The 17587-nt window shown below is 51.0% G+C and carries 17 protein-coding genes and 2 rRNA genes (1 of these 19 running past the window's edge); 18 read left to right on the top strand and 1 reads right to left on the bottom strand.

Annotated elements, in window-relative coordinates; translation table 11 throughout:
* Positions 1-22 precede the first annotated feature (22 nt).
* The 15 genes from JRJ22_RS25285 (at position 23) to JRJ22_RS25215 (ending at position 12630) form a co-directional block, all read left to right on the top strand.
* On the top strand, positions 23-244 hold the full coding sequence (locus JRJ22_RS25285; protein ID WP_206102037.1) for a hypothetical protein: 222 nt from the start codon (positions 23-25) through the stop codon (positions 242-244).
* A gap of 63 nt (positions 245-307) precedes the next feature.
* Positions 308-841, top strand: a complete 534-nt coding sequence (gene sigY / locus JRJ22_RS25280; RefSeq protein WP_206102036.1) for an RNA polymerase sigma factor SigY — start codon at positions 308-310, stop codon at positions 839-841.
* A complete protein-coding gene (locus JRJ22_RS25275; RefSeq protein ID WP_206102035.1) occupies positions 831-1157 on the top strand; it encodes a YxlC family protein in 327 nt (108 codons plus the stop codon). Before sigY ends, JRJ22_RS25275 begins: the two co-directional genes overlap by 11 nt.
* Positions 1154-1375, top strand: coding sequence for a hypothetical protein (locus tag JRJ22_RS25270; protein ID WP_054943421.1), 222 nt, complete (start codon positions 1154-1156; stop codon positions 1373-1375). The genes JRJ22_RS25275 and JRJ22_RS25270 overlap by 4 nt, the downstream gene beginning before the upstream one ends.
* Positions 1376-1434: 59 nt before the next feature.
* Positions 1435-1626 (top strand): PLD nuclease N-terminal domain-containing protein, encoded by a 192-nt coding sequence (locus JRJ22_RS25265; RefSeq protein ID WP_206102034.1) that lies wholly within the window; start codon positions 1435-1437, stop codon positions 1624-1626.
* Entirely contained in the window at positions 1626-2540 is a 915-nt protein-coding gene (locus JRJ22_RS25260) for an ABC transporter ATP-binding protein (protein WP_206102033.1), read from the top strand. Before JRJ22_RS25265 ends, JRJ22_RS25260 begins: the two co-directional genes overlap by 1 nt.
* On the top strand, positions 2537-3307 hold the full coding sequence (locus tag JRJ22_RS25255; RefSeq protein ID WP_206102032.1) for an ABC transporter permease: 771 nt from the start codon (positions 2537-2539) through the stop codon (positions 3305-3307). The genes JRJ22_RS25260 and JRJ22_RS25255 overlap by 4 nt, the downstream gene beginning before the upstream one ends.
* Positions 3308-3476: 169 nt before the next feature.
* Positions 3477-3860 carry an ATPase gene (locus JRJ22_RS25250; protein ID WP_206102031.1) on the top strand — a complete coding sequence of 128 codons (384 nt, stop codon included), beginning with the start codon at positions 3477-3479 and terminating at the stop codon, positions 3858-3860.
* A 554-nt stretch (positions 3861-4414) separates the two neighbouring features.
* Positions 4415-4702 carry an Asp-tRNA(Asn)/Glu-tRNA(Gln) amidotransferase subunit GatC gene (gene gatC, locus JRJ22_RS25245; protein WP_054943416.1) on the top strand — a complete coding sequence of 96 codons (288 nt, stop codon included), beginning with the start codon at positions 4415-4417 and terminating at the stop codon, positions 4700-4702.
* A 23-nt stretch (positions 4703-4725) separates the two neighbouring features.
* Complete coding sequence (gene gatA / locus JRJ22_RS25240) at positions 4726-6183, top strand: Asp-tRNA(Asn)/Glu-tRNA(Gln) amidotransferase subunit GatA (protein WP_206105303.1); 1458 nt, start codon at positions 4726-4728, stop codon at positions 6181-6183.
* A 43-nt stretch (positions 6184-6226) separates the two neighbouring features.
* Positions 6227-7672 (top strand): Asp-tRNA(Asn)/Glu-tRNA(Gln) amidotransferase subunit GatB, encoded by a 1446-nt coding sequence (gene gatB / locus JRJ22_RS25235; RefSeq protein WP_206102030.1) that lies wholly within the window; start codon positions 6227-6229, stop codon positions 7670-7672.
* A gap of 99 nt (positions 7673-7771) precedes the next feature.
* Positions 7772-8236, top strand: a complete 465-nt coding sequence (locus JRJ22_RS25230) for a GNAT family N-acetyltransferase (RefSeq protein ID WP_408637910.1) — start codon at positions 7772-7774, stop codon at positions 8234-8236.
* A gap of 41 nt (positions 8237-8277) precedes the next feature.
* Positions 8278-10143: a DUF4097 family beta strand repeat-containing protein gene (locus JRJ22_RS25225; protein WP_232380952.1), complete on the top strand. Its 1866-nt coding sequence runs from the start codon at positions 8278-8280 to the stop codon at positions 10141-10143.
* Between the two features lie 128 nt (positions 10144-10271).
* Complete coding sequence (gene perR / locus JRJ22_RS25220; protein WP_054943413.1) at positions 10272-10703, top strand: peroxide-responsive transcriptional repressor PerR; 432 nt, start codon at positions 10272-10274, stop codon at positions 10701-10703.
* Positions 10704-10935: 232 nt separating this feature from the next.
* Complete coding sequence (locus JRJ22_RS25215) at positions 10936-12630, top strand: glycosyl hydrolase family 18 protein (protein WP_206105301.1); 1695 nt, start codon at positions 10936-10938, stop codon at positions 12628-12630.
* A gap of 54 nt (positions 12631-12684) precedes the next feature.
* On the opposite strand, the gene JRJ22_RS25210 is transcribed toward JRJ22_RS25215, so the two are convergent.
* Positions 12685-13041 (bottom strand): DUF2614 family zinc ribbon-containing protein, encoded by a 357-nt coding sequence (locus JRJ22_RS25210; RefSeq protein WP_206102028.1) that lies wholly within the window; start codon positions 13039-13041, stop codon positions 12685-12687.
* A 153-nt stretch (positions 13042-13194) separates the two neighbouring features.
* On the opposite strand from JRJ22_RS25210, the gene JRJ22_RS25205 reads away from it, so the two are divergent.
* The 3 genes from JRJ22_RS25205 to JRJ22_RS25195 all read left to right on the top strand — a co-directional run.
* Positions 13195-14046, top strand: coding sequence for a nucleotidyltransferase-like protein (locus JRJ22_RS25205; protein ID WP_206102027.1), 852 nt, complete (start codon positions 13195-13197; stop codon positions 14044-14046).
* Positions 14047-14471: 425 nt separating this feature from the next.
* A 16S ribosomal RNA gene (locus JRJ22_RS25200) occupies positions 14472-16019 on the top strand.
* A gap of 242 nt (positions 16020-16261) precedes the next feature.
* A 23S ribosomal RNA gene (locus JRJ22_RS25195) occupies positions 16262-17587 on the top strand (it continues 1600 nt past the right edge of the window).
* The 16S and 23S rRNA genes sit together here, the layout of an rRNA operon.

Here is a 17587-nt window from a genome sequence, read left to right as displayed (position 1 = left end):
GTTTCGTATGGGAGGCAGAGCATTGAAGAACGATATATACTATCGTCTGGATAAAGGGCAGCAGAAAACAACGGTAGAGAGCGCTGAAGATATCGTATTTTATCCCCCGGCTGTTAATGATGCTTCAGGCGGAGAGAAGACACGGAGCAGATTGTATTTCTGGAGTTTTCCCGGCGGACACGGGAGTATTCAGCCTTGGCGGCGCAGATTGTGGGAGCTGCAAAAAGATCTGGATCGTGAATGAACGATTTGCTGTACCTGTTCGTATTACAGATGTGAATGAATGAAGAAGGGAATGTAGGGGCCAATGAGCGACGGGACGCTGGAGTTGATCAAGCGGGCGCAGCAGGGTGATGCTTCGGCGCTGGCTGAGCTGCTGCGGGAACATTATACCTTCTTGTTCAAATATTTAATCAAAGCTACTATGGATCCCTCTCTGGCGGAAGAGCTTGCCCAGGATACCATGGTGCGCTGCATGGAGAAGATCGGTACTTATAACGGGTCCTCTTCGTTCTCCTCCTGGCTGATCACGATTGCTACCCGGTTATATATTGACCGTAAACGGCGCTGGAAGCGGGAGACGCAGTGGTTCCGCCAGGAGCAGGGTGCGGCGGCCATCCGCTGGCGGTTTGAGAGCCGCAATATGGAGTGGAGTGAAGTGCTTGATGCGCTTTCCAGGCTGCCCTTACCCCAGCGGGTTGCTGTATTGCTGAAACATTATTACGGCTATAGCTATGAGGAGATCGGTATTATTGTTGAGACTGCTGCCGGTACTGTTAAATCGCGTGTGTCTGCAGGTCTTCATCAACTGCGAAAGGAGCTGAAAGAGGATGAGAAATGATATAGATCAGGAACTGCTGAATAAGCTGTCAGCCGGGCTTGATCGCCTGGATGCGCAGTATGACGATATCTCCCCGCCATCCTTGCCGGCAGTGGAGCAGTTTCTTGCCGCGGAAGCCCTTCGCCGGCGCCGTCAGAGCCGTAAGGAGCTGCTGCTGTTTTGGTTTGTGGCTTTGTTCCTGCTCATGATCATCTTGACTGTTCTGGGCAATGCACCTGTCATCTATTGGATACTCCAGGCAGCCTTTCCCCTCGCTGCACTCGGCGGCTATGCAGTAACACGGTTCAGACTGCGACGGGAGGATGGGGGACAGTGAAGGAGCTGCAGGACGTGCCTTATTGGCTGTGGGCGTGTATCGCGGCTGTGCTGCTGCTGCAGGGAACCTGGCTTTTCCGCGATGCGCGTAAGCGGGATAAAGGAAGGATGGCGTGGTTTTGGGGTCTGTGGGGACTGACCGGGGCGCCTACTCCGATCATTGTCTATCTGCTGGTTGTCATTTTGCCGGACCGATGGAGAACGGGTCAGAAGCGCTGACCTGGATAAACTTTGCTTGCTTAGCAGAATACAATAAAGAGTTTTGGGGGTATGGAAACATGGACGAGGTGAACTGGGGGTTGATTTGGCCGCTGGTGGCTTTACAGGCTCTGCTGGCAATTATCGGACTGTTTTCTCTGGCTAAGGCGGAACAGGTCCGGGGGCCAAAGTGGCTATGGGTACTCATATTGCTCTTCGGCAATCTTCTGGGCAGCATAGCATATTTTACAATTGGAAGGAAGGAAAGCTGATGGCGCTGCTTGAGGTGACAGGGTTAAGCAAGAGCTACGGCAAGCAACGCTCCGTAGACAACATCAGCTTTGAAATCGAAGCGGGGCAATGTGTTGCCCTGCTGGGTCCGAATGGTGCTGGAAAGACAACAACGTTGCGGATGCTTGCCGGACTTCTGCCGCCTTCCGCGGGTCAGATTTCTTTTAACGGCAGTCCGCCGGGAACGGATTACCGTAAGGAGCTTGGATATTTGCCGCAATCACCGGCTATGTACCGCTGGATGAGCGGGCTGGAATACGTGGTCTTCGCGGCCAAGCTGAGCGGCATTCCATCCCGGGAGGCGGCTAAGGTGTCTGCTGCAGCCCTGGAGAGGGTAGGCCTTGCCCCCGCTGGCCGCCGGCGCATTGGCGGCTACTCCGGAGGGATGAAGCAGCGTCTGGGCCTGGCACAGGCGCTGGTTCATCGGCCCAAGCTGCTGCTGCTTGATGAGCCAGTCTCGGCGCTTGATCCGATTGGCCGCAGGGAAGTGATGGAGCTGCTCCGGGAAATCCGCGGGGAGACCACCGTCATTTTCTCTACTCATGTGCTGCACGATGCCGAAGAAATATGCGATAACGTTATTTTAATGAATCAGGGTACGATCGCAGTGCAGGGAGAACTGTCACAGCTCCGCCTGCAATATAGCCTGCCAGTGATCCGGTTGTCAGTGGAGACTGGAAGTGCAGCAGCCGGGTGGCTGGAGAGTCTTACCCTGAAGCCGTTTATTCAAGCTTCGCAAATATCAGGCGGGAAAGCCGTCTTTAATGTCGCTGACGTAGCATTGGCGCGCCGGGCCATACTGCAGGAGGCGGCCGGACTTAACATTCCGCTGCTGCATTTTGAAGCCGGATCCTCTACACTGGAGGATCTGTTTATGAAAGTGGTGGGATCATGAGGAAGTTCTGGACGCTTTACTCGAAGGAGATGCTGGAATCGCTCCGAAGCTACCGGCTGGTATGGATCCCGGTAGTGTTCATTATTCTGGGAATTATGCAGCCGCTTACTACGTATTACCTTCCGGATATTCTTAAGGCTTCAGGAGATATGCCGCCAGGAATGCTGGAAGGCTATGAAATGCCGGGTGCTGCTGCAGTAATGGCACAGGCGCTTGGACAGTACGGAACCATCGGCATGCTGGTGCTTGCACTGGCTGCCATGAACAGTCTGGCCGGGGAACGGAGCAGCGGTTCGGCTGAGTTGCTTATGGTCAAGCCGATCGCTCCGGCGGTGATTATCATTGCCAAATGGGCGGCACATTTAACCGTGCTCTTCATCGCTCTAGGACTTGGGGCAGCGGCATCGGGCTACTATACCATACAGCTAATGGGCTCACTTTCAATAAGTGATTGTCTGGCAGCTACGGGCCTTTACAGTTTATGGCTGCTTAGTGCTGTTTCATTAACTCTGCTCTTCAGCGCTTTTATGCGCGGGCCGGCCGCTGCCTTTCTTGCGCTCCTGTCCGCAGCGGGAATGTCACTGCTCTACAGCCTGCTCCCATCGGGATTTGACTGGCTGCCGGCGGCTTTGCCTGATTTATCAGCCGGACAGCTAACGGAAGGCAGTGTTGCCTGGCTTGGACCGGCACTGTCATCCGTACTGCTGATTCTTGCGTGTATTGCCGGGGCTGCCATGCTAATGGGCAGGAATAAATTGCCTGACTGAAAGAATAATGCTGAATTTATGGCTGTTAACAGGTACTCCGGCTTGTTTTCAGAAAATATTTGTGAATTTTCATTAAACATCCCTCCTGCTGCTGGACAGCTCTAGCTTTTTTTAGTAGACTGTTGAAACAAGTAGAACCTTGATAGATTTTGAAGCAGGAGGTAGGACGATGCTGCGGTTAGGAGAGAAGATTGTCATTGTTGCGGATGCTTTTGAACAGAGTCTTCCTATCGGAGACTACGGCTACCTGATTGCTTATGACCGCAATCCCGATAATGCATTTGATTACGTCATCCGTGTCCCTCAGGCCAACAGAAATTTTTATGTTACTGCCGAGGATATTGAGGCGGAAGAACAATTGCTGGTGGCGGAAGCTGAAAGAGCTACGCACGAGGCGTTGATCGATTATGCTTTGTCGACGCACAATGAGAAGCTGTTTCATCATCTAATGAACGGCGAGGATGCGGAAACGGAAGAAGCGGAAACAGCGCCTAAAGAAGGTTTGTCCCAGGCGGAATTCATCAAACAGGTGAATCTTCGTGCTTGGATTTAAGGGAGGCCGGCGAAAGCCGGCTTTTTTGTTTAAGCAGGAATTCATAGGATGCGTAATATACAAGTAATGAGACGGACGGGGCTGTCCCATATGTGGATTTTCTATGACCCGGGAGACGGTTCTCTTCTTTCTTAATATCACAAAAAGTAAGCAGAGCAGCGATTCTCCCGTTATTGGAGGATCACTGCTCTGCGTTTTTATAAATATTGTAGTCCATTTCCCGCTTAAACAGCGGAGAGAACGGAACGATTGTGGAAAAGCGATAGCGTTCGCCTTTGTGTCGGGATTTTCACCGCTAAGGAGAATGAAAAAAATCTGGACACAACAGCGATTGGAACAACGTTTCATTCGCGGAGCGTCCTCACCAAGCACAATACTCTATCCAACTCCAAAAGAAGGAGTGTCCCATCAGCCATTTCTGATGGCTTATGGGACACCCCACTGCTAGGGTAGCCTTATGAAATGACAAGCGCATTGAATTGTCCAGGCTTCTACAATATAATTAAAAACGTTATCCGGGCGCTTTAGCCCTTTAAACAGGAGGGATATTCCTTATGAGCATTACTGTCAAAGATGTGCAGCATGTGGCCAAGCTGGCCAGACTGCAACTAAGCCCGGAGGAAGAGGCTACTTTTACTGAACAAATGAATGCTATATTACAATATGCTGAGAAATTGAATGAGCTGGATACGGAGAATGTGAAGCCGACTACGCATGTGCTGCAGGTCAGCAATGTCATGCGCGATGATGTCGTGAAGGAGAGCCTGTCCCAGGAGGAAGCTCTGCTTAACGCGCCGGAAGACGAAGACGGACATTTCAAGGTTCCGGCTGTACTGGAATAATTATACCGAGAGGAGGAAGAATGTTGAGCCTGTTTCAATATCGATTGCCTGAACTACATAACATGCTGCACAGCAAAGAACTTTCCGTCAGTGAGCTGACCGAACAATCCCTGGCTGCCATAGCAGAACGTGACGGTAAAGTGCACGCATTTCTAACGTTAAATGAGGAGGGGGCACGCCAGTCAGCGCGGGCGCTGGATGATAAGCTGGCTTCCGGAGCAGCGCGTGGCCTGCTGTTTGGACTTCCTGCCGGAATCAAGGACAATATTGTCACCAAGGGGCTGCGCACTACCTGTGCCAGTAAGTTCCTTGATAACTTCCAGCCGATTTATGACGCGACAGTTGTTTCGAAGCTGCGCCAGGCGGATGCGGTAACGATCGGCAAGCTGAATATGGACGAGTTTGCCATGGGCGGCTCCAACGAGAACTCCGCCTATGCGGCTGTGCGCAATCCGTGGAATCTGGAACATGTTCCAGGCGGTTCCAGCGGCGGCTCGGCAGCTGCGGTAGCTGCTGGAGAGGTATTGTTCGCGCTTGGTTCGGATACCGGCGGTTCGATCCGCCAGCCCGCTTCATACTGCGGAGTGGTTGGCCTTAAGCCGACTTACGGTCTGGTATCGCGCTATGGCCTGGTTGCCTTTGCCTCCTCGCTCGACCAGATTGGTCCGGTTACCCGCAACGTTGAGGATTCCGCTTATGTACTGCAGGCGATCGCGGGATATGATGCCCAGGATTCCACCTCGGCCAAAGTAGATATTCCCGACTACCTGAGCGCACTGACCGGTGACATTTCGGGACTGCGCATCGGGGTGCCGAAAGAGTATATCGGCGAAGGCGTGGATGCTTCTGTCCGCGAGACAGTACTCTCTGCATTGAAGGTGCTTGAAGGCCTTGGCGCCGTCTGGGAAGAAGTCTCTCTGCCGCATACCGAATACGCGGTAGCAACATATTACCTGCTTGCTTCTTCGGAGGCTTCCTCCAACCTGGCCCGGTTTGACGGTGTCCGTTATGGGGTGCGCGTCGATGAAGGCGGCGGTCTGCTTGATTTGTATCACAATTCCCGCAGCCGCGGCTTCGGGCCTGAAGTGAAGCGCCGGATCATGCTGGGGACTTATGCGCTGAGCTCCGGATATTATGATGCTTATTATTTGAAGGCGCAGAAGGTTCGCACCTTGATTAAGCAGGACTTCGATGAGGTCTTCAAAAAGTACGATGTGGTTATCGGGCCGACGGCTCCGACGACCGCCTTTAAGCTGGGTTCGCAGACGGAAGATCCGCTGACGATGTATTTAAACGATATTCTGACCATACCGGTCAATCTCGCCGGCATTCCAGCAGTCAGCATTCCTTGCGGCTTTGCCGAAGGACTGCCTGTCGGCCTGCAGATTATCGGCAAGGAATTTGACGAGAGCACCGTGCTGCGCGTTGCGCATGCCTTTGAACAAAATACAGACTACCACAAAGAGCGGCCACAGCTGTAATTCCCGCCGGATAAGCGTTTTTGGCTCACAAAACTTTTAAGGGATGAGATCATTTATGTCTAAATACGAAACGGTCATCGGGCTGGAAGTTCATGTGGAGCTTCACACAAAGTCCAAAATCTTTTGCGGCTGCTCCACAGAATTCGGTGCTCCGCCCAATACTCATACCTGTCCGGTCTGTCTCGGGCACCCCGGCGTACTGCCGGTACTAAACCGCCAGGCGGTGGAATACGCAATGAAAGCGGCGATGGCACTGAACTGCACGATCGGGGATGTCAGTAAGTTCGACCGCAAGAACTATTTTTACCCTGATTCGCCAAAAGCCTACCAAATCTCGCAATATGATCAGCCTATCGGTTTGAACGGCTGGATCGATATTGAAGTGAACGGTGAGACGAAACGGATTGGCATTACCCGACTTCATCTGGAGGAAGATGCAGGTAAGCTGACCCACGTGGACGGCGGCTTTGCGTCGCTGGTCGATTTCAACCGGGTGGGTACACCGCTGATTGAAATCGTCTCCGAGCCCGATCTGCGCTCGCCTGAAGAAGCCCGTGCTTATTTGGAGAAGATCCGCGCAATCATGCAGTACTGCGATGTTTCTGATGTGAAGATGGAGGAAGGCTCGATGCGCTGCGACGCCAACATCAGCCTGCGTCCTGCGGGTCAGGAGGAATTCGGCATCCGCGCTGAGCTTAAGAATATGAACTCCTTCCGCGGTGTGCTGCGTGGCCTCGAATATGAACAGTTCCGCCAGGGGGAAATCCTTGATGACGGCGGTGTTGTCGTACAGGAGACCCGCCGCTGGGATGAAGCCCAGGGCAAAACCCTATCCATGCGCGGCAAGGAAGAAGCCCATGATTACCGCTATTTCCCTGACCCGGATCTGATTGTGCTGCATATTGATGATGCCTGGAAAGAATCGATCCGTCAGACGATTCCGGAACTGCCGGATGCGCGGCAGGCCCGCTACAGTGAGGAATACGGGCTTACCGCCTATGATGCAGGCGTACTGACCTCCTCTAAACTGCTGGCTGATTTCTTTGAGGGCAGCCTTGCCTATACCAAAGACGCCAAAGCAGTTGCCAACTGGATGATGGGCGATTTGCTTGGCTACTTGAACAGCAATAACCTTGAATTGCCCCAGGTGAAAATCACACCGCAGGGATTGGGTGAGATGATTAACCTGATTGCCGGAGGAACAATAAGCAGCAAGATCGCCAAAACCGTGTTCAAAGAAATGCTGGAAAGCGGAAAGCTGCCAGCCGTGATCGTTGAGGAAAAGGGCCTGGTGCAGATCAGCGACGAAGGTGCAATCAAAAAAATCGTAGAAGATGTCGTTGCTGCGAATCCGCAATCCGTTGAGGACTACAAAGCGGGTAAACAGAAGGCGATCGGATTCCTGGTAGGACAGGTAATGAAAGAGAGTAAAGGTAAAGCTAATCCGGGTCTGGTGAATACGCTGCTGGCTGAAGTGCTTAACAGCTAGATCCGGTTTTTGGGTAATTTATTATAGGATCTATAAGTTCAGGGCTTGTCGGCAACGGCAGGCCCTGAAGCGGCATATAAGGGGACTGTACGGATGGATATAATAATTAAGCTGGACCTGCAGGATGCCTTCACCTTAAGCGAGCTCTGGAGCCTGCAGCACAAGGCCTACCGGCTGGAAGCTGAGCTGATAGGCTTTAACGAGATTCCGCCGCTGCTGGAGACGAGAGACATGCTGGCAGGGTCTAAAGAGGAGTTCTACGGCTGCTTTGACGACAGTGGTGATCTGATGGGTGCTGTTGCTGTGTTGGAAGAGTCACCGGGCAAATTGACGGTAACCCGGATGATGGTACATCCGGATCATTTCCGCAAAGGGGTGGCCGGAGGGCTGCTGGAGTTTATTTTTGAGCACTATTCCCGGATGGCGCAGTTCATTGTATCTACGGGCAAACTTAATATTCCGGCCGTTACGCTCTATACCAAGCATGGGTTTATTCCTGCAGGTGTCGAGGAAGTGGCTCCGGGCGTAGAGCTGATCGAATTTTATCGGAGTGGTAAGCTTTGAACAGGAAACAACATAAACTTTATGGAAGGAGGACTCCCGAGATGAGTTCCGAGCAGAAGGATGAATCCGTCATGGTGCCCAATCCCCCAATAATACCTCCGCGCCAAAAAAAGCGCCCCCGCAAGCGCAAGTTTATTGCCGGGCTGCTGGCGGCCCTGATTCCCGGAACCGGACATCTCTATTTCGGGCTTCTCCGTAAAGGGATTTCTTTCATCTTCATCATACTGCTGGACATCGCGGCGATGCTGTATTTCTCATCCATTGGCATGCAGATTAATGTGCCGCTGCTTATTTTACTGGCCCTGCTGATTCCAGTCGTTTATTTCTATAATGTGTATGATGTGCTGCAATCGGTAGACCGGATTCTTCGCTTCCCTGAGGAGACCGATCCTGAACTGCCAATAACAACAACTAAAACTTCTAGGCATCGTGCCCTTATCAGCGAGCCGGGTATTTCCTTTGGACTCATGCTGCTGTTTGGCGGAGCGCTGATGTTCCTTTTCCGGCAAAAACCGGTCTGGCTGCAGCAATTCATCGAAATGTATGCGAGTGCAGTAATTGCCGGACTTTTGATATGCGGGGGGTTGTGGCTGGGAGCACGTGAAATTGCCAAAGGGCTGATTATCCGCAAAAGCAATGAACGGCGCCCCCGGCGTGTCGGCAGATATACCGCAGCAGTGCTGCTCATAGGGGTGGGGGTTCTCCTGCTGCTCGATTGGCGGAATGATACGGATCATATGCTGCTGCTGTTAAAATGGTGGCCGTTGATCCCTGTGTTATGGGGTGTGGAGTATCTGCTTATTTCCTTTTTAGCGCGCCGCAGAGGTTCTATGCCCAAAGGTCCAAGGGCCAGAATGGATCTGCGGGGGCTCTTGTCAGCAGTTATATTGGGGGCCAGCGTATTTATCGTAGCGGAACAAGAGCATTACCTGCATTTATGGAACCGGGTCAGTATGAATCTTACTGTAGCAGCAGTAGATTATGGCGAAGCCAAAGGCAGCCGGTTTGAAAAAGCTCAGCTGATTGTACCCGTCGAGCTGAACACCTCCAAAATCGCTGTTGATGGCATCAATGGCGATATCCTCATTCATCGCGCCCCTGTAGAAGATATCGAGATTACAACTACTGTATGGGTGGACCAGCTGGAAGGAGCGCAGGCTGAAGCGATATCGGAGCAATCCTTCGTAGAAGTAACCGAGGGGCCAACCATAAAAATCACCCCTCAATATAAAACCTATGGTGAATCCGGCAAACGCCAGCCGCGGATGGATCTTGAGATCTCGCTTCCGGAGGACCGCCGCTTTAATCTGGATGTCCGGACGATGAATGGCGGCATCACTCTGCAGAATGTGGAAGCAATTGAGGATATTCTGCTGGAGACAGGGAACGGAGAGCTCATTCTGCACCGTATATTCGGGAATGTGAAGGGGAAAACGCTGAACGGTGCGGTTCGTGCCCGGACAGTGCAGGGTAGTGTGGATTTGACCACCAGCGGCGGAAAGATGAATGCCTGGGATGTTACGGGTGCCCTGAAGCTGTCTACGGCTGTAGGCAATATTTCGGTAACAGGCAGCGGAGATGAAGTGAATCTTGCCAGCAAGAACGGCAATCTGGAGATTGACGGTGCAAGAGCGAAGCTGCACGCCGAGTCGCTGAACGGCAAAGTTACTATCCGCTCTGAATTTTTTGGCGGGGACTGGGAAGTGTACAGCGCAGTGGGAGACATTGATCTGTATCTGCCACAGGCAGGGAATTATAAAGTAGACGGATCAAGCGGCTACGGGGATATTAACTCGGACTTCCCTGAACTTACCATCGACAAAAAGACAATTTCCGGCGAAGTAGGAACCGGCGAGTTTAAGCTGCATGTTGAAGGGAACAGCAACCTAAATGTGAGGAAATATTGAAATAAGTAATTTTTATTATATAATAATGAATATAATGTACTTGGCACGTTGACAACATTCAAATCCGGGTTCTACAATTGCAGTATAGTCATTTTATTATGGTATTTAATTTAGAGGTGGTGGAATTGATGGGTAGTGGCGTGCAACATGCATTGGAACAATTGAAGACTACCGGTGTCCGTATTACACCCCAGCGTCATGCGATTCTTACGTATCTGATGGAAGCGTTGAATCATCCTACGGCAGACGATATTTACCGTGCGCTTGAGCCGCAGTTTCCGAGCATGAGTGTGGCGACAGTGTATAATAACCTGAAAATGTTCATGGAAGCCGGTATGGTGCGCGAGTTAACCTACGGTGATAATTCCAGCCGTTTTGATGCCAATGTGTCCGATCATTATCATGTCATCTGCCAAGAATGCGGTAAAATCGAAGATTTCAGTTATTCCTCACTCCATGAGGTGGAGCATTCTGCCGAACAGGCGACTGGCTTCAAAATTCATGGATTACGCTTAGAATTGTACGGGGTTTGTAAATGCTGCAGCGAGAAACGGCATTGAGAGACCAAGAGCAGCATAACTTAATAAGCAAATTTATGACGTGCGGAATCCGGTAACGGAAGCCACACGTTTTTTTATTGAGGATAGAGGCCATTTAATGTCTGGTCTTCCAGCAGATTAGCGCAACCAAAAGGATGAACATAACGTATACTTAAGATTGACTACCTGCATTTAAATTTATTGATAGTTTTGGAGGATATATATTTTGGATAGCAGACAGAGACAGGGACGCATGAACAAGCGCGGAAGTCGTTTTCGCCGTTTATTAGGGGTTGTTATCATTGCCGCAGCCGCCTATTGGATTGTTTTTTATGTACTGCCAAACCGAGCGCATATCGATCCGGATTGGAAAAGCCTTGAGAAGCCTGTGTTCGTTAAGGGTGAACTAACCGGATATTCAGCCGCAGGGACCGGTGACGGTCTGCTTTTACCGCTTCCCCTTTTACAAAAGTATGTTGATTCGGCGATCCGGTATGAGGAAGCCAGTAAGTCGGTTATTCTTTCTACGGATAAAGACCTGCTGTATATGCAAGAGGATTCAACCTCCGCGAGTCTGAACAATGAGCCGATCCAGCTCCGGCTTGCTCCTGAAGAAAAGGATGGATTGACTTATCTTCCGGCCGGTACCCTTGAGGAATTGTATGGCTTTGAAATTGAGGAAGATACAAGTACAGGTGCTGTTCTGCTGATGACTGCCGGAGAAAGTGTACCACTTGGCACAGTTAAAGGCGAGGAGGGCGGCCGGACGAAGGCGCTGCGTAGTGAAGCGACAATTCACGCTCCAATTATTGCGGATATGGCCCCTGGAACCATCGTCAGAATCTGGAATGCGGATAATAAGGACTGGCTGTATGTGCAGATGAGCAGCGGTTATACCGGGTATGTGAAGGCTGGTGACATTACAGCAGACGGGCAGAAGACAGTGGAACAAAAGGTATCTGAGCCTTCCCGTGCAGAACGCAGCTGGAAAGGGAAACCAGTGAATATGTTCTGGGAGGCCGTATATGAGCGCAAGCCTAACCCTGCAAATTTTGGTGAACTGCCTGGAATTAACGTTGTCAGCCCGACCTGGTTCCGGATTGTAGACGTGAAGGGTAATGTTCGCAGCCAGGCGGATAGTGCCTATGTGCAATGGGCTCACAAGCAAGGTATGGAGGTGTGGGGACTGCTGAGCAACAGCTTCGAGGCGGATCTTACCACGCAGGCTTTATCAAGCTATGAGAAACGGATGACCACGATCGTTCAGATGCTGGAATATGCAGATCTGTATGATCTGGACGGGATTAATATCGATTTCGAGAATGTCTATACGAAGGACGGAGAGAATGTCACGCAGTTTATGCGGGAGCTGAAGCCGATGGCCCAGGCCAAAAACCTGATCGTCTCCATAGACGTCACACCCAAGTCTAACAGTGAAATGTGGTCATTGTTCCTGGACCGGAAGGCGCTTGGTTCAGTAGCGGATTTTCTCATTGTAATGGCTTACGACGAGCATTGGGCATCCAGCCCAACAGCAGGTTCTGTAGCATCTTTGCCCTGGGTGGAGAGATCTATAAGCCGTATTATTGATGAAGATAAGGTGCCGGCTGAGAAGCTGATTCTCGGTGTTCCGCTGTATACCCGCATCTGGACAGAAACCACGGAAAAGGGAGAGACTAAAGTCAGCTCTAAGGCTGTCGGCATGTCTGCCGTTCAGGGGATTCTGTCCGAGAAAAAACTGACGCCTAAGTTTGACAATGACTCTGGCCAGAACTATGTCGAGTACAAGGAAGACGGCGCTCTTCACAAAATTTGGATTGAGGATAAGGTCTCCCTGAAATCGAGAGTTGAGCTCGCTAAGTCGTTTGGACTTGGGGGAGTAGCTTCCTGGACCCGCAGCTTTGGAACAGTTGAGGCGTGGGAGGCTTTGCAGGAGATTAGTAAATAGGGTTTGTACCAAAAACAAGGGGCTCCTGAAACGGAGCCCCTTGTTTTTTTGTATTCAGTGCTGGCTCTCTAACTGCTCTGCTGTAATGGTTGCCTGTTCTGGATCGCGGGTGAGGATAGTGTGGCAGAACATGCAGCGGTCGGTTTTGCCCAGCATCTTGGTCAGCTTGTGGCATTCCGGGCATTCCAGCTGAACCGCACTCGTAGACAGCATACCTGCCCAAAAGTATATTGCCAGACTGGCCATCATCGAGATCAGACCGATAACGAGTCCTATCGCAGCAAATACTTTACCTGCGGATCCCCAGAATACAATTCCGGCTGTTCCAAGAATCATGAGGCCCATTCCAAGCATAGTGAGCAGTAATCCCCAAGTGCGAAAAGCATTGATTTTAGCCGATTTCATCTTCATGAGTATTTGCTCCTAACTAAAATATAGTTCGGACGTCCAGAAGGAACTGCCATAAATATGTAGAATATTAATATTTAAGAGAATTATAACTGACTGGACGCAAAATCGCCAAATTTGATGGAGGGAAGTATGGAACTATCCAATTTGACCCTATTGAGTGGAGAAACGTTCGATGAGAATGTTCTGGGGGCCGTAGCTTTGCGGCAGAAGGGCAATGCTCCTTTTCAGAGCGCGCTGCTCCACGATTTTGATATGGTAGTATTAATGCTGCATGAGGAACAGGAGAAAGAACGGGTTATAACCCATACCATAGCCGGCGAGAGACGAACGCAGTCTGTACACGTCGGTATATCTGCTTTGGAGCGCGCTGTGATGGCGGGTGATAATAATGAACTCCTTACCAGCCTTATAGCTGGAGAAGTCATTTGGGATCCCAAAGGGATTTTAGGAGAGATGCGCCGGGAGATCACACAATTCCAGGGACCGCTCAAGGAACGGGTTCTGTTTATGGAATTTGCCCGCTTCCTGCATATGTATGTGAAGTCCAAGCGTTACAGTGAAGCAGGCTTTACCATGGATGCATACAACTGTGTACTTATAGCATTGTATCATTGGGCCCGGATTGAAGTCAGTGAAGCGGGATGTTTTCCCGATCCGGCAGTTTGGGAGCAGGTTAAAAGCCTGAATACCTCCGTTCACAAGCTTTATGAAGAGCTGACGGTCAGCACCGAAACGCTTGAGCAAAGAGTGGAGCTCATTCTGCTTGCCTGTGAATTTGCGATTATGTCGAAGATGTCTGACTGTTGCACTATGCTGCTGGATATTCTCGGAAGCCGCAACGAGTCCTGGAGTATCAAAGAACTGTTGCAGCATTCAGGGCTTAGCCCGCTTGGGGCGGAATTGCCGCTCGTGCTTCGTAAGATGGTATCCCGTTCCCTGATTAGGGAAATTACCTCTTGGGCGGATGATGCTTCTGAAGGGCATACGGTACGATACACACTATAAATATATAACAGCTAACCCGGGAATTAATTGAGCTTAATAGGCCACGATAAGGAGAGGATGTTCGCTCTCTTTTTTTATTTGCCCTTAATCAGATTGAACAGATAACCATTGGGAATATTTAGAGTTGACTCCTGTGTTAATACTGTGTTAAATTATAACTCGTCCCTCCGACACATCGTAACGCTACAAAGCAAACGATGATCAACAAAAAAAAGAAGTCAAAAAAAGATGTTGACAAAAACGAGGGCTGCATGATATATTATAAAGGTCGCTGCTGATAAGCAATGACAACGAAAAAAGAGAATTTGATCTTTGAAAACTGAACAACGAGTGAGTATCGGAAATCACTTCGGTGAGATCCAAAATTAGAGAATGCAAATTCTCGTCAGATGTTTCAAAATGAGCAATCGCTCTTTCTAAATACCAATTTGGAGAGTTTGATCCTGGCTCAGGACGAACGCTGGCGGCGTGCCTAATACATGCAAGTCGAGCGGAGCTTATCCTTCGGGATAAGCTTAGCGGCGGACGGGTGAGTAACACGTAGGCAACCTACCCCTCAGACTGGGATAACTACCGGAAACGGTAGCTAATACCGGATAATTCCTTTTCTCTCCTGAGGAAAGGATGAAAGGCGGAGCAATCTGCTACTGAGGGATGGGCCTGCGGCGCATTAGCTAGTTGGTGAGGTAACGGCTCACCAAGGCGACGATGCGTAGCCGACCTGAGAGGGTGAACGGCCACACTGGGACTGAGACACGGCCCAGACTCCTACGGGAGGCAGCAGTAGGGAATCTTCCGCAATGGGCGAAAGCCTGACGGAGCAACGCCGCGTGAGTGATGAAGGTTTTCGGATCGTAAAGCTCTGTTGCCAGGGAAGAACGTCCGGTAGAGTAACTGCTACCGGAGTGACGGTACCTGAGAAGAAAGCCCCGGCTAACTACGTGCCAGCAGCCGCGGTAATACGTAGGGGGCAAGCGTTGTCCGGAATTATTGGGCGTAAAGCGCGCGCAGGCGGCTATTTAAGTCTGGTGTTTAAACCTTGGGCTCAACCTGGGGTCGCACTGGAAACTGGATGGCTTGAGTACAGAAGAGGAAAGTGGAATTCCACGTGTAGCGGTGAAATGCGTAGATATGTGGAGGAACACCAGTGGCGAAGGCGACTTTCTGGGCTGTAACTGACGCTGAGGCGCGAAAGCGTGGGGAGCAAACAGGATTAGATACCCTGGTAGTCCACGCCGTAAACGATGAGTGCTAGGTGTTAGGGGTTTCGATACCCTTGGTGCCGAAGTTAACACAGTAAGCACTCCGCCTGGGGAGTACGGTCGCAAGACTGAAACTCAAAGGAATTGACGGGGACCCGCACAAGCAGTGGAGTATGTGGTTTAATTCGAAGCAACGCGAAGAACCTTACCAGGTCTTGACATCCCTCTGAATCCTCTAGAGATAGAGGCGGCCTTCGGGACAGAGGAGACAGGTGGTGCATGGTTGTCGTCAGCTCGTGTCGTGAGATGTTGGGTTAAGTCCCGCAACGAGCGCAACCCTTGACTTTAGTTGCCAGCAGGTAGTGCTGGGCACTCTAGAGTGACTGCCGGTGACAAACCGGAGGAAGGTGGGGATGACGTCAAATCATCATGCCCCTTATGACCTGGGCTACACACGTACTACAATGGCCGGTACAACGGGAAGCGAAGCCGCGAGGTGGAGCCAATCCCAGCAAAGCCGGTCTCAGTTCGGATTGCAGGCTGCAACTCGCCTGCATGAAGTCGGAATTGCTAGTAATCGCGGATCAGCATGCCGCGGTGAATACGTTCCCGGGTCTTGTACACACCGCCCGTCACACCACGAGAGTTTACAACACCCGAAGTCGGTGGGGTAACCCGCAAGGGGGCCAGCCGCCGAAGGTGGGGTAGATGATTGGGGTGAAGTCGTAACAAGGTAGCCGTATCGGAAGGTGCGGCTGGATCACCTCCTTTCTATGGAGAATCGTTCTCTGCAATGAGAACATTCAAATCGGAAGTATAACTTCCAAAACTCAGGTTTAGGCCTGTTACTCACTCGTTGGTCAGTTTTGAGAGTTTAAGCTCTCAGCAGTACCTTGATCCTTGAAAACTGGATACCGAAACGAATTTGCGTTTTAGAACATTCTTTAAGCTGAACTTGTGTAAACAAGTTTCAATTATAGCAATGCTAGCGATTTTCCTAACGGAGAACGCATGGTTAAGCTAATAAGAGCACACGGAGGATGCCTAGGCGCCAGGAGCCGACGAAGGACGTGGCGAACAACGAAACTGCCTCGGGGAGCTGTAAGCAAGCTTTGATCCGGGGGTGTCCGAATGGGGAAACCCAGCTGTGGTAATTCGCAGTTACTCACACCTGAATACATAGGGTGTGTAGAGGCAGACCAGGGGAACTGAAACATCTAAGTACCCTGAGGAAGAGAAAACAATAGTGATTCCGTCAGTAGCGGCGAGCGAACGCGGAACAGCCTAAACCAAGGGGCTTGCCCCTTGGGGTTGTGGGACGTCTCACATGGAGTTACAAAGGAATATGGTAGGTGAAGAGGTCTGGAAAGGCCCGCGATAGAGGTAAAAGCCCTGTAACCTAAACTGTATTCCCTCCGAGACGGATCCCGAGTAGTGCGGGGCACGTGAAACCCCGTATGAATCCAGCAGGACCATCTGCTAAGGCTAAATACTACCTGGCGACCGATAGTGAAACAGTACCGTGAGGGAAAGGTGAAAAGCACCCCGGAAGGGGAGTGAAATAGAACCTGAAACCGTGTGCTTACAAAAAGTCAGAGCCCGTTTTAGGGGTGATGGCGTGCCTTTTGTAGAATGAACCGGCGAGTTACGTTTAACATGCAAGGTTAAGGTGAGAAGCCGGAGCCGCAGCGAAAGCGAGTCTGAATAGGGCGAATAAGTATGTGGACGTAGACCCGAAACCGTGTGATCTACCCCTGTCCAGGGTGAAGGTGCGGTAACACGCACTGGAGGCCCGAACCCACGTATGTTGAAAAATACGGGGATGAGGTGGGGGTAGCGGAGAAATTCCAATCGAACTCGGAGATAGCTGGTTCTCCCCGAAATAGCTTTAGGGCTAGCCTCGGTGAATGGAGTGGTGGAGGTAGAGCACTGATTGGGTGCGGGGCCCGCAAGGGTTACCAAGCTCAGTCAAACTCCGAATGCCATTTACTTCTTGCCGGGAGTCAGACAGTGAGTGCTAAGATCCATTGTCAAAAGGGAAACAGCCCAGACCATCAGCTAAGGTCCCCAAGTGTGTGTTAAGTGGGAAAGGATGTGGAGTTGCACAGACAACCAGGATGTTGGCTTAGAAGCAGCCACCATTGAAAGAGTGCGTAATAGCTCACTGGTCGAGTGACTCTGCGCCGAAAATGTAACGGGGCTAAACACACCACCGAAGCTATGGCTAGATGCTTTGCATCTGGGGTAGGGGAGCGTTGTATGTGGGTTGAAGGTGTACCGTAAGGAGCGCTGGACAGCATACAAGTGAGAATGCCGGTATGAGTAACGAAAAGATCAGT

This window comes from Paenibacillus tianjinensis, from assembly GCF_017086365.1.
In the GTDB taxonomy this organism is placed as follows: Bacteria; Bacillota; Bacilli; order Paenibacillales; family Paenibacillaceae; genus Paenibacillus_AQ; species Paenibacillus_AQ tianjinensis.
The sequence above is the reverse complement of the archived record's forward strand: the minus strand, read 5'-3'. Positions and strand labels throughout refer to the sequence as shown.

Excerpts from the sequence above, each read along its gene's own strand:
- JRJ22_RS25260 (WP_206102033.1), top strand. The coding sequence starts at position 1,626 with ATGGCGCTGCTTGAGGTGACAGGGTTAAGCAAGAGCTACGGCAAGCAA.
- JRJ22_RS25215 (WP_206105301.1), top strand. The coding sequence starts at position 10,936 with ATGAACAAGCGCGGAAGTCGTTTTCGCCGTTTATTAGGGGTTGTTATC.
- JRJ22_RS25255 (WP_206102032.1), top strand. The coding sequence starts at position 2,537 with ATGAGGAAGTTCTGGACGCTTTACTCGAAGGAGATGCTGGAATCGCTC.
- gatC (WP_054943416.1), top strand. The coding sequence starts at position 4,415 with ATGAGCATTACTGTCAAAGATGTGCAGCATGTGGCCAAGCTGGCCAGA.
- JRJ22_RS25275 (WP_206102035.1), top strand. The coding sequence starts at position 831 with ATGAGAAATGATATAGATCAGGAACTGCTGAATAAGCTGTCAGCCGGG.
- JRJ22_RS25250 (WP_206102031.1), top strand. The coding sequence starts at position 3,477 with ATGCTGCGGTTAGGAGAGAAGATTGTCATTGTTGCGGATGCTTTTGAA.
- gatB (WP_206102030.1), top strand. The coding sequence starts at position 6,227 with ATGAGATCATTTATGTCTAAATACGAAACGGTCATCGGGCTGGAAGTT.
- perR (WP_054943413.1), top strand. The coding sequence starts at position 10,272 with ATGGGTAGTGGCGTGCAACATGCATTGGAACAATTGAAGACTACCGGT.
- sigY (WP_206102036.1), top strand. The coding sequence starts at position 308 with ATGAGCGACGGGACGCTGGAGTTGATCAAGCGGGCGCAGCAGGGTGAT.
- JRJ22_RS25210 (WP_206102028.1), bottom strand. The coding sequence starts at position 13,041 with ATGAAGATGAAATCGGCTAAAATCAATGCTTTTCGCACTTGGGGATTA.
- JRJ22_RS25265 (WP_206102034.1), top strand. The coding sequence starts at position 1,435 with ATGGACGAGGTGAACTGGGGGTTGATTTGGCCGCTGGTGGCTTTACAG.
- JRJ22_RS25225 (WP_232380952.1), top strand. The coding sequence starts at position 8,278 with ATGAGTTCCGAGCAGAAGGATGAATCCGTCATGGTGCCCAATCCCCCA.